The 15,037-nt window shown below is 69.1% G+C and carries 10 protein-coding genes; 4 read left to right on the top strand and 6 right to left on the bottom strand.

From position 1 onward, the window contains the following. Positions 1–57: 57 nt before the first annotated feature. The 6 genes from METUNV2_RS0103515 to METUNV2_RS0103490 form a co-directional block, all read right to left on the bottom strand. A complete protein-coding gene (locus METUNV2_RS0103515) occupies positions 58–1,410 on the bottom strand; it encodes an OmpP1/FadL family transporter (RefSeq protein WP_018228122.1) in 1,353 nt (450 codons plus the stop codon). Positions 1,411–1,490: 80 nt separating this feature from the next. Further along, positions 1,491–1,898, bottom strand: coding sequence for an acyl-CoA thioesterase (locus METUNV2_RS0103510; RefSeq protein WP_018228121.1), 408 nt, complete (start codon positions 1,896–1,898; stop codon positions 1,491–1,493). Between the two features lie 9 nt (positions 1,899–1,907). Continuing rightward, positions 1,908–3,932 (bottom strand): 3-hydroxyacyl-CoA dehydrogenase NAD-binding domain-containing protein, encoded by a 2,025-nt coding sequence (locus METUNV2_RS0103505; RefSeq protein WP_018228120.1) that lies wholly within the window; start codon positions 3,930–3,932, stop codon positions 1,908–1,910. After that, positions 3,929–5,212 carry an acetyl-CoA C-acetyltransferase gene (locus tag METUNV2_RS0103500; RefSeq protein WP_018228119.1) on the bottom strand — a complete coding sequence of 428 codons (1,284 nt, stop codon included), beginning with the start codon at positions 5,210–5,212 and terminating at the stop codon, positions 3,929–3,931. The genes METUNV2_RS0103505 and METUNV2_RS0103500 overlap by 4 nt, the downstream gene beginning before the upstream one ends. A gap of 9 nt (positions 5,213–5,221) precedes the next feature. Continuing rightward, a complete protein-coding gene (locus tag METUNV2_RS0103495; protein ID WP_018228118.1) occupies positions 5,222–7,714 on the bottom strand; it encodes an acyl-CoA dehydrogenase in 2,493 nt (830 codons plus the stop codon). Between the two features lie 63 nt (positions 7,715–7,777). Next, positions 7,778–8,464, bottom strand: coding sequence for a TetR/AcrR family transcriptional regulator (locus METUNV2_RS0103490; protein ID WP_018228117.1), 687 nt, complete (start codon positions 8,462–8,464; stop codon positions 7,778–7,780). Between the two features lie 154 nt (positions 8,465–8,618). Between METUNV2_RS0103490 and METUNV2_RS0103485 the strand changes: the two genes are divergently transcribed. From METUNV2_RS0103485 to METUNV2_RS0103470, 4 genes are read left to right on the top strand one after another with little or no spacing between them, the layout of a single operon-like run. Then, positions 8,619–9,263: a CerR family C-terminal domain-containing protein gene (locus tag METUNV2_RS0103485; protein WP_018228116.1), complete on the top strand. Its 645-nt coding sequence runs from the start codon at positions 8,619–8,621 to the stop codon at positions 9,261–9,263. Beyond that, positions 9,256–10,737 carry an efflux transporter outer membrane subunit gene (locus tag METUNV2_RS0103480; protein WP_018228115.1) on the top strand — a complete coding sequence of 494 codons (1,482 nt, stop codon included), beginning with the start codon at positions 9,256–9,258 and terminating at the stop codon, positions 10,735–10,737. The genes METUNV2_RS0103485 and METUNV2_RS0103480 overlap by 8 nt, the downstream gene beginning before the upstream one ends. Next, entirely contained in the window at positions 10,734–11,849 is a 1,116-nt protein-coding gene (locus tag METUNV2_RS0103475; RefSeq protein WP_026187841.1) for an efflux RND transporter periplasmic adaptor subunit, read from the top strand. Before METUNV2_RS0103480 ends, METUNV2_RS0103475 begins: the two co-directional genes overlap by 4 nt. Further along, positions 11,846–14,938, top strand: coding sequence for an efflux RND transporter permease subunit (locus METUNV2_RS0103470; protein ID WP_018228113.1), 3,093 nt, complete (start codon positions 11,846–11,848; stop codon positions 14,936–14,938). Before METUNV2_RS0103475 ends, METUNV2_RS0103470 begins: the two co-directional genes overlap by 4 nt. Positions 14,939–15,037: the final 99 nt, after the last annotated feature.

The raw sequence follows: 15,037 nt of genomic DNA, 5'->3' as shown, positions 1-15,037 counted from the left end.
CCCGGGAGAGGCGACCCGGCCGCCTCGACGACCGGGTCAGGTACTGCGGGGAAAGACTCAGAAGCGGGTCGAGTACTGCACGCCGAGAATATCGACCGAGTTCTCGTACTGGCCTACCAGCGTGCCCTTGGCGGCCGCGTTGCCGCCGGTGTTGTTCACGCTGGAATCCTTGACGAACAGATGGGCATAGCCGACGTCAACCGCGGAGGTCGAGTCCGGGCGCCACTGCAGACCGACCGACAGCCAGACGCGGTCATCGTCCGGCACCCGCGGCAGGCGGGTGGTGTCACGCACTGGCGTCTGGTCCCAGGCCAGACCGAACTTCAGGCTCAGCGCATCGCTGCAGGCATAGGTACCGCCAAAGGCGACACGCCAGGTGTCACGCCACTTCAGTTCCTCGGTCGACACATTGATGCCATTCACGTTGTCGATGCGCAGTTCCTGCAGCGAAGACCAGCCGGTCCAGGCCACGTCACCCATCATGGTCCAGCGATCCGAAATCTTCTGCACCACGCTGAAGGTCGCCACATCCGGCAGTTCGACTTCGGCGCGGACATTGCCACCGCGCGACGCGTTGAAGCCGGCGATGATGGCATTGCCGCCCACGCTGCCCGAATTCGCGCCGTCGAAGGACGCGGTGCCCTTCAGCGTGTAATCCACCTTGGAGCGGTAAGCCAGGCCCAGCCGGGTTTCCGGCGACAGCTGATAGATCAGGCCGACGTTCCAGCCCCAGGCGGTGTCATCGCCCTCGATGCGTGCGCGACCCGCCACGCCCGGCAGCAGCAGCCCGCCGCCCGAAACCTGAGCGATCACAGCGCTGTAATTAACCAGGCTGGTGAGGTCCGCTTCGATGCGCTGGAAGTTGAGGCCCGCACCCACCGACAGCTTGTCATTCACCTTGAAGGCAACGGACGGATTCACGTTGATCGTTTTCAGTTCGCTCTTCAGCGCGTGGAAACGGCCGACCCACTCCGGCGTGTATTCGGTCTTCAGTCCAAAGGGGGCGCCCAGGCCAAGACCCAGCGTGACCCTGTCGTTGAGCTGCCAGGTCAGATAGCCGGCCGGCACGGCGGCCAGATCGCCCGCGTCGCCGCCATTGCCACCGGAGCCCTGCAGCAGCGCATTGGACGACCCTTGATTGCTGAACTTCGCAGAAGGCCGCACCAGATCGACCGAGAAGGCGACATTGCGACCGGGCAGCAGCGTCATGCCTGCCGGATTGAAAAACACCGTGCTGGCGTCCTCGGCCACGGCGGCACTGCCCGCATAGGCATTGCCCAGACCGCTCGCATTGCCTTCGAGCAGCTGGAAGGCGGCGGCGTGGCTGGCCGCGGAACCGAAGGCGCCCAGCACGATGGCCAGTACCTTCATCGCGGTGCCGGGGTAGCGGCGCTGTGTCGTCTGCATCATGTCTCCTCCTGTGTGCGTCATCGAATGGGTGCTGCTTTCAGAGCGTGCCCCGGCACTGGGCACGCAGGATAGGGTTCTGCTCACGGCCTGGCGGGGTCGGGTGGAATCGCCCGCTTGCTGCCGTCCTCGTTCATCGCCACGTAGGTGAGCTGCGCGGTCGCCACCTTGAGCACGTGCAGAGTCTCGTAGCCGGTTTCCGCATACACATCGACATCGACCACGATGGACGTGGTGCCCACCCGCGCAACACGGGCGTAGAAGGACACCAGGTACTGGGTCGTGATGGGCTGCAGGAACACGAATGAATTGACCGCCACGGTCACCACGCGGCAGCGGGTGCGGCGCATCGCGGCAATGGAGCCGGCCACGTCGACCTGCGACATGACCCAGCCGCCGAAAATGTCGCCAGCGGCATTGAGATCGCGCGGCATGGGCAGCATGCGCAGCGCGGGTTGTTCGTCCGGAAGGTGTTCGGTTACGGTGCTCATATGTCAGGCTCAGTGTTTCGTGTTCTGTTCTGTCCGCTCTGTCGCGCGGTTTCCATCTGAAATTCCGGCCGTGGTCCGCGGATGGGAGGCCGCATCATAGTGCAGCGGCCCACCGGTATACGGTGCGAAGCCGGCGCCGAAAATGAGGCCGGCGTCGGCCAGATCCGCATCGCCCACGACAGCGTTATCGACGCAACGGCGGGTCACCTGAACCAGCGGCGCAAGCAGCCGCTCGGTCAGGCCTGCCGGTACGGCGGCCGGCTGCGCACGCTCGGGGTGCCCGTCCTTCCAGACATAGAAGCCGCGGCCGCTCTTGCGGCCGAGATGGCCCTGATCGACCCGCGCCTGCAGGCAGGCCGGCGGCGTGGCACCGCCGGTCAGGCGGGCACCGGCAGCCATCGCGATGTCCAGCCCCACGGTATCCGCCAGTTCGACCGGCCCCATGGCCATGCCGAAATCAAGCGCGGCGCGGTCCACGACCTCGGGCGACAGGCCCTCGTCGATGCATTTCATCGCCTCCAGCATGTAGGGGCCGAGCACCGCATTGACCAGGAAGCCGGGTGCGCTGCTCACCGGCAGCGGCAGCTTGTCGAGCGCACCGACGAAGGCGGCGGCGCGCTGCACCGCGCTGTCGGCACTGTCTGCGCCGCGCACCACTTCGACCAGCGGCATCTTCGCCACCGGGTTGAAGAAATGGATGCCGACCAGCCGGCCAGGCACCTGCAGCGCCTGCGCAATGTCCTCGATGCGCAGGCTGGAGGTGTTGGTCGCGATCAGCGCATCCGGCTTCGCGCGGCGTTCAACGTCGGCGATCAGGGCCCGCTTGGCGTCCAGGTTTTCCCAGATCGCCTCGATGACGAGGTCGGCACCGGCCACACCGGCGCCGGTCGGGTCGGGCACCAGCCGGTCGAGCGCATCGCGCAGCGCCTTGCGGTCACGGCGGAACTTGCGGGCGAAGGCTTTCGCCGCGCGCTGCATGGCCGGCGCGATGCGCTCCAGCCCGTTGTCCTGCAGCGTCACATGGAAGCCGCGCAGCGCACACCAGGCGGCGATGTCGCCGCCCATGACGCCGGCGCCGATCACGTGCACCCGGCGTATCGGCGGCAGCGCGCTGTCCGCCTTGGCGAAGCCGCGCAGCCGCTCGCGCAGGTGATACACCCGCTGCAGATTGGCGGTGGTCGGGTGGGCCACCAGTGCTGTCATCGACGCCGGATGACCGGCCGGCACCGCCAGCGCGTTGCCACCGAAATCACGCCATATCTCGACGATGGCGTACGGCGCCGGGTAGTGGCGGCGCGCCGCCTTCTTCACCACGCCTTCCAGCGCCTTCTTCGCCACCGTGCCGCGCAGCGGGCCGAGCAGCAGGCGCTGCAGCAGCGGCAGTGCGCGCCGCGGCGGATCGGCCAGCACGCGGGCCCGCGCGTGTTCACGCATCAGCCGCGCCGGCGCGATCTCATCGACCAGGCCCGCCGCTTTCGCACGCTTCGCGTCGAGCGCGCGGCCGGTGAGCATCATGTCGAGTGCCGCCGGCGCACCGATGCGCTGCGGCAGCCGCAGCATGCCGCCCCAGCCGGGCACGATGCCCAGCAGCACTTCGGGCAGCGCGAAGCGGGTGCCCGGCTCGTCGACCGCGACGATGTGGCGGCAGGCCAGCGACAGTTCGGTGCCACCGCCGACACAGAAGCCGCGCACCAGCGCGCAGGTCGGGTAGCGCACCGCCGCCAGCCGGTTGAACAGGTTCCAGCCGCGGCCAACGATGTCGCGCGCGCCGGCTTCGTCCTTCACCGCACCGAATTCGCCGATGTCGGCACCGGCGATGCAGCCGCCGGTCTTGCCGGACAGGATGACCAGCCCCTTCGGTGGCGCCGCATCGAGCACGTCGAGCACAGCGCCCAGTTCGCGCATCGCCTCGCCGGACAGCGTGTTCACGCTCTCGCCGGCACGGTCGAAGGTGAGCCAGGCGACATCGCCGGCATCGCGTTCCAGCCGCCAGTGGCGGAAGGTGTTCGCCTGCACGTTCGTGTCCGCAGTCATACCGTCTCCACCAGCATCGCGCCGCCCTGCCCGCCGCCGATGCAGATGGCCGCCATGCCGCGGCCGCCGCCCTGACGGCGCAGCACGTGCAGCAGATGCAGCACGATGCGCGCACCACTGGCGCCGACCGGATGGCCGATCGCGATCGCGCCGCCGTCGACGTTGAGCTTTCTTTCGTCCAGCGTACCGAGCGCCTGTGACAGTCCGAGCTGTTCGCGGCAGTAGTCGCCGGACGCCCACGCCTCGATGCAGGCGATGACCTGGGTGGCGAAGGCTTCATTGATTTCCCAGGCGTCGAGGTCGTTCAGGCCGAGGCCGTGACGCTGCAGGATGGGCGTGGCGGCATGCACCGGGCCGAGCCCCATCTGCGCCGGGTCGAGCGCCGCCCACTGGCTGTCGACGATGCAACCCAGCGGCTTCAGTCCGTACTGGTCCACCGCCCGGCGCGACGCCAGCAGCAGCCAGCTCGCGCCGTCGGTCACCTGCGAACTGTTGCCGGCGGTCACCCGGCCCTGCCGGCGGTCAAACACCGGGCGCAGTTTCGCCAGCCGCTCGACCGACGAATCGCGGCGAAGGCCGTCGTCCTCGGCGTACAGCGTGCCGTCGCTGCCGGTCAGCGCGGCGATCTCGCCGAAAGCGCCTTCATCCACCGCACGGGTGGTGCGCTGATGCGAGCGCATCGCATAGAAATCCATCTGCGTGCGGGTGATGCCGAATCGCGTGGCCAGATTTTCGGCGGTCTGACCCATGTTCAGCCCGATCACCGGATCGGTCAGGCCGCGGATGAGGCCGATCACCGGCGCCAGCATGGCGGGCCGGAACCTCGTCAGCAGTGCTGCGCGCTGGCCCAGCGATTTCGCGGCGTACCACTGCGACAGCCAGCGCACCATGGCGTCGGAAAACAGCAGATGGGCGCGCGACAGCGCATCGACGCCACCGGCCAGCACCAGATCGGCACGGCCGCGCTGGATGTTGGCCATGGCCGAATCCAGCGCCTGCATGCCGCTGGCGCAGTTGCGCATCACGGTCCAGCCGGGCACGCGGTCGCCGCAGCCCATGCGCAGTGCGGCGATGCGGCCGATGTTCGCTTCGTCTGCCGACGGCGCCGCGCAACCGAGGATGACTTCGTCCAGCCGGTCCGGCGCGAAGGGCTGGCGGGCCAGCAGCGCGTTGCCGGCAGCCACCGCCAGATCGGCCGCAGCGAACGGTCCCGGCGTATTGCGTGACTTCAGGAAAGGGGTGCGCGCCCCATCGACGACGAATACTTCAGGCAGCGACATGAACACTCCTCAGGCGGCCAGCGCGTTCACGTGACGCGCCTCGACCGGGGCCGCGGCTTCGGCGTCCACGCCGAAGTCCTGCGGGAAATCGTCGACCTTCACCACACGGTCGCGCAGCTGGTCGCGCCGCTCGATCAGTGCGCGCTCGGCGGCGTCGATCAGGCCGGCGTCGACCGCAGCCTGCATCAGCGCCGGCCCGCGCGCCTTCAGTTCGCCACGCTTCTGCGCCGCGCGCAGCCGCGCCTCGATCGCCTCGGCCGCCACCGTGGCCTTCAGCGCGTGCTCGATGGCGGCCACCGGCTCGTGTTCGTCCTGCGGCAGATACATGCCGTCGGTCAGGCGGTCACGGGTGGCGCAGGGTTCGATCAGACACTTTGCAACCTGCGTGCCGAGGCGGTCAGACGGCACCACATAGGGCCGGCCGAGCGGAAAGATGAGCGCGCGCAGCAGCACCGCGATGGCACGGTTCGGGAAATTGGACATGACGCCTTCGAACGCGTGCTGCGCGTGATACATCGCGTCCCAGATCGCCCAGTGCATCAGCGGCGCGTCTTCGGCCTGGCGGCCTTCCGCCTCGTAGCGCTTCAGCGTGGCCGAGCACAGATACATCAGCGACAGGATGTCACCCAGCCGCGCCGACAGCCGCTCCTTGCGCTTGAGATCACCGCCCATGGTGAGCATGGCGGCGTCGGCGAGGAAGGCGAAGGCGGTCGAGAAGCGGGTGAGCTGCTGGTAGTAGCGCCGTGTTTCCGGCGCCACATCGACCGGCACGCCGACCCAGCGCGAGCCAGTCAGGCCGGTCACCAGCGTGCGCACCGCATTGCTGGTGGTGTAGCCGATGTGCGCGAACAGCGCCGAATCGAATTCGGCCAGCGCGGCCGGCGTGTCCTCGGCCAGCGCGGCGCGCATTTCGCGCAGCACGTAGGGATGGCAGCGCACCGCCCCCTGACCGAAGATGATGAGGCTGCGGGTCAGAATGTTGGCGCCCTCGACCGTGATGCCGATCGGAATCTGCTGGTAGGCGCGGCCGAGGAAGTTGGACGGCCCCAGGCAGATGCCCTTGCCACCCAGGATGTCCATGCCGTCATTCACCACGCTGCGGGCGCGTTCGGTGATGTGGTACTTCACGATGGCCGACACCACCGACGGTTTTTCGCCGAGGTCGATGGCGCCGGCGGTCATGCGGCGTGCCGCGTCCATCATGTACAGATTGCCGCCGATGCGGGCCAGCGGCTCCTGTATGCCTTCGAAGCGGCCGATCGCGGTCTTGAACTGGCTGCGCACCCGGGCATAGCCGCCCACCGCACGCGCGGTGAGCTTGGCCATGCCGGTGTTCGACGCCGGCAGCGAGATCGAGCGGCCGGCGGCCAGACACTCCATCAGCATGCGCCAGCCCTGCCCCGCCATCGCCGGGCCGCCGATGATCCAGTCCAGCGGCATGAACACGTCCTTGCCCCAGTTCGGACCGTTCTGGAACACCGCATTGAGCGGGAAGTGGCGGCGGCCGATCTGCACGCCCGGATGGTCGGTCGGGATCAGCGCGCAGGTGATGCCGAGGTCTTCGGTGTCGCCGATCAGGTGATCCGGGTCGTACAGCCGGAAGGCCAGCCCGAGCAGCGTGGCGACCGGACCCAGCGTGATGTAGCGCTTGTCCCAGGTCACCCGCATGCCCAGCACTTCGCGGCCCTCATGCATGCCGCGGCACACGATGCCGTAGTCGGGAATGGACGCTGCGTCCGACCCGGCCTGCGGGCTGGTCAGCGCGAAGCACGGAATCTCCAGCCCCCTGGCCAGACGCGGCAGGTAGTGGTCTTTCTGCGCGTCGGTGCCGTAGTGCAGCAGCAGTTCAGCCGGGCCGAGCGAATTCGGCACCATCACCGTCACCGCCGACGCCGAGCAGCGGGTGGACAGCTTGGTCACGATCTGCGAATGCGCCCAGGCGGAAAACGCCTTGCCGCCGTACTTCTTCGGAATGATGAGACCGAGGAAGCCCTTGTCCTTGATGTACTGCCAGGCCTCGGGCGGCAGATCCATCAGTTCGTGCGAAATGCGCCAGTCGTCGGACAGCCAGCACAGTTCGTCGACCTCGTTGTCGACGAAGGCCTGTTCTTCCGCGGTCAGCGTCGGCTCCGGGTAGGCGTGCAGCGTTTTCCAGTCCGGGTGGCCGCGGAACAGTTCGCCCTCCCACCACACAGTGCCGGCTTCGAGCGCGATGCGTTCGGTGTCCGACATCGGCGGCAGGATGCGGCGGTAGATCGCCAGCAGCGGCTTCGACACCAGCGCGCGGCGCAGCGGTGCGATGTTCAGCAGTAGCGCCGGCACGCCGAGCAGCAGGGCCAGTGAGACCCGCACCGGCAGCGGCCAGTCGTACTGCAGTGCGGCCACAGCAAGCCCGCCGGCCAGCGCCGTGCAGTGCAGCCACAGCGGCGCGCGGCGGTAGGCCAGCACGACGAAAGCCAGCGCGAAAGCCGCCAGCCACAGCAGCGGAGTCAGTGCGTTCATCCTTGTCCCCTTCCCTGTTCGCGCGCGGATGCGCTCCGGCGCACGGCCCTGTTGCTGCCCATGTCAGACCGCCTCCGGCAGCGGCGCCCGCAGGCCGCCGAGCAGGAAGCTCATCAGCCGGGGCACCATGCGCTTCATCGCATCCGGCCCCTCGACCTGCACGCCGGTCACCGCCTGCAGCGCGTCCAGCCCCGACACCGCGTGCGACATGGCGCCGAACATGAAATGCAGCCGCCACACGATGTCCTCGACCGGCACGGTCGGCAGCGCGCGGCTGAAGGCGTCGCGATAGCGCGCGATCACCGGCGCGTATTCGGCCGCCAGACAGTCGCGCACCACCGCCGACGGCTCGGTGAAGGTGCGGCCGAGCAGACGCATGAACTCACGCCCCTGCCCGCTTTCGGCCGCCATCGTCAGCGAACCGCCGAAGAAGCATTCGACGATGGTGCGCGCCTTGACCGGTGCGCCCTCCGCCTCGGCTTCGACCTCGTCCAGCGCCTGCATGCGCTGCGCGTTCAGCGGCTGCAGCCGGCGCAGGATGACCGCGCGTACCAGTTCGTCCTTGCTGCCGAAGTGGTAATTGACCGCGGCCAGATTGACGCCGGCAGTGGTGGTAATCATGCGCATCGACGTGGCTTCGAAGCCGTGACCGGCGAACAGCGTCTGCGCCGCATCGAGGATGAGCGCCCGTGTCACGGACGCAGGCTCGCCCTGACGGCGGGAACGTGGCGGCAGCGTAGGCAGATCCATGCGCAAAATTCAAACGTTCGTTTGATCGTGCATTCACGATAGGCAGCGTTCGATCCACTGTCAATCCTGCACCGCCGCAATGACCGTGGCGTGTTGACAGTCAATCGCCTGATTCATAGAGTGCGCGATGTAAATCAATCGATTGATTCAATCCATGGAACACGACGCATCCGCTGCCCGCCAGCGCCTGCTGGACGCCGCGCTCCGGCTGTTCGCCGCACGCGGCTACGAAGGTGCAACCACGCGCGAAATCTGCGAGGCGGCCGGCGCCAACCTGTCGGCCATCCGCTACTACTTCGGCGACAAGGCCGGCCTGTACCGCGCCACCTTCTGCGAGCCACTGGGCGAACCGACCGACCCGGCACGACTGGCCGACATGGCGGCACTGCCGCTGCCGCAGGCGCTGAATGCCTTCTTCCGCGAATTCCTGCTGCCGCTCAAGCACAGCGAAGCGGTGCAGCTGGTGATGAAGCTGCACTTCCGCGAAATGATCGAGCCGACCGGCCTGTGGCAGGACGAGATCGACGCGGAAATCCGCCCGCAGCACGACTGGATGGTGGCCCGGCTGTGCGCCGAGCTCGGGCTGCATGCGCCGGACGCCGATGTGCAGCGGCTGACGGTGGCGGTCATTTCGATGGCGGTGCACTACTACGTGGGCCGCGAACTGATCGACCTGCTGGCGCCCGACCTGCTCGCGAGCCCGGACGCGATCGACCTGCTGGCGGAACGACTGGCCGGCTACGCGGTGTCGATGATCGAAGGCGAGCGCCAGCGGCGGGCGGGAGCGCGCGATGCGTGAGCAAGCTGTCGCCACCCCGCTGCTGCTGACACTGATCACTGTCGCACTGGCCGGCTGCGCCAGTGAGCGCGGCCTGTTCGCCACCCTGGGCCCGGACCATGAAACGCCTGCTCCGCGCAGCGCCGAGGCGTGGCAGACCGGCACGCCGGACGGCGTGCAGCTGGCCCATGACGGACGGATCGACGCGCTGGCCGCATGGTGGGCCGGCTTCAATGACCCGCTGCTGATCGAGCTGCAACAGGCCGCGCAGGACGCCAGCGCCGACCTCGCCGCTGCCCGCGCGCGCATCGTGCAGGCACGCGCCGACGCGGTGGCCGCGGGCGCGGCCGGTCTGCCCGCGCTCAGCGTGGACGCCTCGGTCAATCGTTCGTCCTTTACCTTCGGCGGACCGGCCACGCTGCGCACCCAGCAGCAGATCGGTCTGCAGGCCAGCTGGGAAATCGACCTGTTCGGCGGTCTGGCGCGCGAGCGCGAGGCGGCACGCGCCCAGCTGCTGTCGCGCACCGCCGCCTGGCATGACGCACGCGTCGCGCTGGCGGCGGAAACCGCGGACGCCTATCTGGCGGTACGCGACTGCGCCCGCCGGCTGGATCTGGCCGAAGCCGATCACGCTTCGCGCCGCGCCTCGCTGGACAGCACCGAAAAGCTGGTCGAGGCTGGCTTCCAGCCGCCGTCGGAACGCGCGCTGGCGCGTGCGCTGGTGGCCGACGCCGCGTCGCAGGTCGCCGCGCTGCGCGCCGACTGCAGCCGCAACGTGAAGCGTCTGGTCGAACTGACCGCGCTCGACGAAGCCACATTGCGCGCCCGCCTCGCCAGCGACCCGCTGCGCCTGCCGCAGCCGCCGGTATTCACGCTGGACGCGGTGCCGGCGCGCGCACTGCGGCAGCGCCCGGACGTGGCCGCAGCCGAGCGCGAGGTCGCGGTCGCCAGCGCGCGCATCGGCGTGCAGGAAGCGTCGCGCTACCCGGCACTCAGTCTGAGCGGCAATATTTCGCCCACCCGCATCGCCATCAACGGCGGGCAGGCAGTCACCACCCGCACCTGGTCCATCGGCCCCACGCTCACGCTGCCGCTGTTCGACGCCGGGCGCCGGACGGCGAACGTGGAGGCGGCCCGCGCGGAATACACCGCCCGCGCCAGCGCCTTCGACGCCACCGTGCGTCGCGCGGTGCGCGAGGTGGAAGACGCACTGGTGCGACTGGACGCCGCCGCGGCGCGACTGCCGGAAGCCCGCGCCGCCGAGCGCGACCACGCGGCCCGGCTGGCGGCGGTCGAGGCACAGCGCGCGGCCGGTCTGGCCCGGCTCGACGATGTCGAAACCGCCCGTCGCGCCACGCTGGCGGCCCGCAGCCAGTGCCTCGCGCTGGAACAGGAACAGGTCGCTGCCGCCATCGCGCTCTACCGCGCCAGCGGCGGTGACTGGGCGCTGTCGCCCGAATTCGACGCATTCCCGCATCCCGAGGTGTCCCGATGACACGCCCTGCATTCCCTTTCGCACGTTTCACTGCACCCGGCCTGATGGCAGGTCTGTCGCTGCTGCTGGCCGGCTGCGGTGAAGCGCCTTCCGACACACCGCCCAAGGCCGCCAAGCCGGCACTGACCGCCACGCTGTTGCAACCCGCCCGCAGCACGCTGCCCGACGGCCTGCAGGCGAATGGCAGCATCGCCGCCTGGCAGGAGGCGCTGATCGGCACCGAAGTGAACGGCCTGAAACTGGTCGAGGTGCGCGCCGACATCGGCGACCGGGTGAAAGCCGGTCAGCTGCTCGCGCGCTTCGACGACGAAACCGTGCGCGCCGATCTGGCCCAGGCCGAAGCCGCCGCGCAGGAAGCCACCGCAGCACTCGACGAAGCGGCGCAGAACGCCGCCCGCGCCCGCCGGCTCGAAGGCAGTGACGCGCTCAGCGCACAGCAGCTCACCCAGTACCGGGTGGCGGAACAGACCGCGCAGGCGCGGCTCGCCTCAGCCCGCGCACAGCTGCAGCAGCAGACGCTGAGACTGGCGCGCACCCGCGTACTGGCGCCGGACGACGGCGTCATTTCAGCGCGCAGCGCCACGCTGGGCGCCATCGGCAACGCCGGCGAGCCGCTGTTCCGTCTGGTGCGCGGCAGCCGGGTTGAATGGCAGGCGGAAGTGACCGCGGACGAACTGCCGGCACTGCGCCCGGGTCTGCCAGTGACGGTGCAGGCACCCGGCCTGCCGCCGGTCGACGGCCGCATCCGCACGCTGGCACCGACGCTGGACCCGCAGACCCGCAACGCGCTGGTCCATGTCGATCTGCCCGGCGGCTACGAGAAAGGGCTGCGGCCTGGCGTGTTCGCCCGCGGCCAGATCGCCCGCGGCGCGCGGGAGGTGCTCACCGTGCCGCTGCAGTCGCTCAGCCTGCGCGACGGTCACCGCTATGCCTTCCGGGTGAGCGCACAGGAGGGCGATCTCGCCACGGTGGCGCAGGTGAAGGTGGACACCGGCCTGCTCGCCGGCGACCGCATCGAAGTGCGCGCCGGTCTGGCGGCCGAGGACCGCATCGTGGCCAGCGGCGGCACCTTTCTCGCCGACGGCGACCGGGTGAAGGTGGTCGCACCATGAACTTCTCCGCCTGGAGCATCCGCAACCCGCTGCCGGCGCTGGTGCTGTTCGTGCTGCTCACGCTGGCCGGCCTGCTCGCGTTCAGCGCGATGAAGGTGCAGAACTTCCCCGACCTCGACCTGCCGACCATCACGGTGAGTGCCGCACTGCCGGGCGCAGCCCCCGGCCAGCTCGAAAACGACGTCGCGCGCAAGATCGAGAATTCGATCGCCACGCTGCAGGGCCTCAAGCACATCACCACCCGGATACAGGACGGCATGGTCACCCACATCGTCGAGTTCCGTCTGGAAAAGCCGGTGCAGGAGGCGCTGGACGAAGTGCGCTCTGCGGTACAGCGGGTGCGCTCCGACCTGCCGGACGACCTGCGCGATCCGGTGGTGACCAAGCTCGATCTGGCCGGCACGCCGGTGCTGGCCTTCACCGTGTCGTCGTCGCGGCTGGACGAGGAAGGCCTGTCCTGGTTCGTCGAGGACGTGGTGGCGCGCAAGCTGCTCGCGGTGCCCGGCGTCGGCGCGGTGAACCGGGTGGGCGGCGCGAAACGGGAAGTGCGGGTGGAACTGGACCCGCTGCGCCTGCAGGCGCTGGGCGCCAGCCCGGCCGACGTGTCGCGCCAGCTGCGGCAGATGCAGATCGAAGCCACCGGCGGCCGCGCCCGCCTCGGCACCGGCGAACAGCCGCTGCGCACGCTGGCCACCGCCGACACCGCGGACACGCTGCGCGGCTACCAGATCGCGCTCGCCGACGGACGCCGGGTGCGGCTGGAACAGATCGCGACCATCCGCGACACGGTGGCCGAGCGCCGCTCGGTCGCGCTGCTCGACGGGCGGGAGGTGGTCGGCTTCGAGGTCACGCGCAGCCGCGGCGCCAGCGAGATCGAAGTGGGGCGTGGCGTGCAGGCGGCGATCGAATCGCTGCGCGCCGAACACCCGGACATGACGGTGACCGAGGCCTTCAACTTCGTGACACCGGTGCAGGAGGAATTCGACGGCTCGATGACCCTGCTTTACGAAGGCGCGCTGCTGTCGGTGCTGGTGGTGTGGGCCTTCCTGCGCGACGGTCGCGCCACTTTCGTGTCGGCCGTGGCGCTGCCGCTGTCGGTCATCCCGGCCTTCATCGGCATGTATCTGTTCGGCTTCTCGATCAATGTGGTGACACTGCTGGCGCTGTCGCTGGTGATCGGCATCCTGGTCGATGACGCCATCGTCGAGGTAGAGAACATCGTCCGCCACCTGAAGATGGGCAAGACCCCGCTGGAGGCGGCGCGCGAGGCGGCGGACGAGATCGGGCTGGCGGTGATCGCCACCACCTTCACGCTGATCGCGGTATTCCTGCCAACCGCCTTCATGAGCGGCATCGCCGGCCGCTTCTTCAAGCAGTTCGGCTGGACCGCCGCGCTGGCGGTGTTCGCCTCGCTGGTGGTGGCCCGCCTGCTGACGCCGATGATGGCCGCCCACCTGCTGAAGCCGGCGAAGCACGGCCAGGAGGAGGACGGCTGGATCATGCGCCGCTATCTGGCGTTCGCGCGGCTGTGCATCCGCCACCGTCACCTGACGACGATTGCGGCCGCCGCCTTCTTCATCGGCTCGCTCGCGCTGATCCCGCTGCTGCCCACCGGTTTCATTCCGCCGGACGACAATCCGCAGACCCAGGTATTCATCGAACTGCCGCCGGGCACCACGCTGGCGCAGACGCTGGACATGGCCGAACAGGCGCGCGACCGCCTGATGAAGGTCGAGTACGTGCGCCGGGTGTACACCACGATAGGCAGCGGCTCGGTCGGCAACGACCCGATCGCGGCCCAGGGCGAACCCGAGGTGCGCAAGGCCACGCTCACCGTGCTGCTGGCCGAGCGCAGCGAACGCAGCGTGCGCAAGCAGGTGACCGAACAGCAGATCCGCGCGGCCATCGCCGACCTGCCCGGCGTGCGCACCAAGGTCGGCCTCGGCGCGTCCGGTGAGAAGTACATCCTGGCGCTGAGCGGCGAGGACCCGGCCACGCTGACCGAAGCCGCCCGCGCGGTGGAGAGGGATCTGCGCACCATTCCCGGCATCGGCAGCATTTCGTCCAGCGCCGCGCTGCTGCGGCCGGAAATCGCGGTGCGGCCGGACACCGCGCGCGCCGCCGATCTGGGCGTCAGCGCGGCGGCGATCGGCGAAACGCTGCGGGTAGCCACGGTGGGCGACTACGACCAGTTCCTGCCCAAGCTCAACCTGCCGCGCCGGCAGGTGCCGATCACGGTGCGACTGCCGGACAGCGCGCGCACGGATCTCGATCTGCTCTCGCGGCTGCCGGTGCCCACGCAGCGGCCGGGCGCCGGCCCGGTCATGCTGGGCCAGGTGGCCACGCTGGAGCTGTCCAGCGGGCCGGCAGTGATCGACCGCTACGACCGGCTGCGTAACGTGAATTTCGAGATCGAACTGTCCGGCGTGCCGCTGGGCGAGGTGAGCGCGGCGGTGCAGGCACTGCCCAGCATCAACGCGCTGCCGCCGGGCATATCGCAGGTGGTGGTGGGCGATGCGGAAATGATGACCGAACTGTTCGCGAGCTTCGGTCTGGCGATGCTGACCGGCGTGCTGTGCATCTATCTGGTGCTGGTGCTGCTGTTCAAGGATCTGCTGCAGCCGGTCACCATCCTGGCGGCGCTGCCGCTGTCGATCGGCGGCGCCTTCATCGCGCTGCTGCTGGCCGGCAAGAGCTTTTCGATGCCTTCGCTGATCGGCCTCATCATGCTGATGGGCGTGGCGACCAAGAATTCCATCCTGCTGGTGGAATACGCCATCGTCGCGCGGCGCGACCACGGCCTGTCGCGCATCGACGCGCTGATCGACGCCTGCCACAAGCGCGCCCGCCCCATCGTGATGACCACCATTGCAATGGGCGCCGGCATGCTGCCGATCGCGGTCGGCTTCGGCTCGGCCGACCTGTCTTTCCGCAGTCCGATGGCGATCGCGGTGATCGGCGGCCTGATCACTTCGACCTTCCTCAGCCTGCTGGTGATCCCGGTGGTCTACACCTATATCGACGATGCCGAGGGACTGCTGCGCCGGCTGTTCCGGCGGCGTGGACAGGCGCCACGCCCCGCGGTCTGATGCCTCACATCTGACTCACCCCTGCCTCATTCCTGAGACAGCTGACTCTCCACCGGGAGACAGCCGTCTCGGGAAGCTCTCCCGGAATCGGCCGAACCC

Origin of the sequence: Methyloversatilis universalis EHg5 (assembly GCF_000378945.1) — a bacterium.
GTDB classification, from domain to species: Bacteria; Pseudomonadota; Gammaproteobacteria; order Burkholderiales; family Rhodocyclaceae; genus Methyloversatilis; species Methyloversatilis universalis_A.
The sequence above is the reverse complement of the archived record's forward strand: the minus strand, read 5'-3'. Positions and strand labels throughout refer to the sequence as shown.

Excerpts from the sequence above, each read along its gene's own strand:
- METUNV2_RS0103500 (WP_018228119.1), bottom strand. The coding sequence starts at position 5,212 with ATGTCGCTGCCTGAAGTATTCGTCGTCGATGGGGCGCGCACCCCTTTC.
- METUNV2_RS0103480 (WP_018228115.1), top strand. The coding sequence starts at position 9,256 with ATGCGTGAGCAAGCTGTCGCCACCCCGCTGCTGCTGACACTGATCACT.
- METUNV2_RS0103510 (WP_018228121.1), bottom strand. The coding sequence starts at position 1,898 with ATGAGCACCGTAACCGAACACCTTCCGGACGAACAACCCGCGCTGCGC.
- METUNV2_RS0103475 (WP_026187841.1), top strand. The coding sequence starts at position 10,734 with ATGACACGCCCTGCATTCCCTTTCGCACGTTTCACTGCACCCGGCCTG.
- METUNV2_RS0103470 (WP_018228113.1), top strand. The coding sequence starts at position 11,846 with ATGAACTTCTCCGCCTGGAGCATCCGCAACCCGCTGCCGGCGCTGGTG.
- METUNV2_RS0103505 (WP_018228120.1), bottom strand. The coding sequence starts at position 3,932 with ATGACTGCGGACACGAACGTGCAGGCGAACACCTTCCGCCACTGGCGG.
- METUNV2_RS0103495 (WP_018228118.1), bottom strand. The coding sequence starts at position 7,714 with ATGAACGCACTGACTCCGCTGCTGTGGCTGGCGGCTTTCGCGCTGGCT.
- METUNV2_RS0103515 (WP_018228122.1), bottom strand. The coding sequence starts at position 1,410 with ATGATGCAGACGACACAGCGCCGCTACCCCGGCACCGCGATGAAGGTA.
- METUNV2_RS0103490 (WP_018228117.1), bottom strand. The coding sequence starts at position 8,464 with ATGGATCTGCCTACGCTGCCGCCACGTTCCCGCCGTCAGGGCGAGCCT.
- METUNV2_RS0103485 (WP_018228116.1), top strand. The coding sequence starts at position 8,619 with ATGGAACACGACGCATCCGCTGCCCGCCAGCGCCTGCTGGACGCCGCG.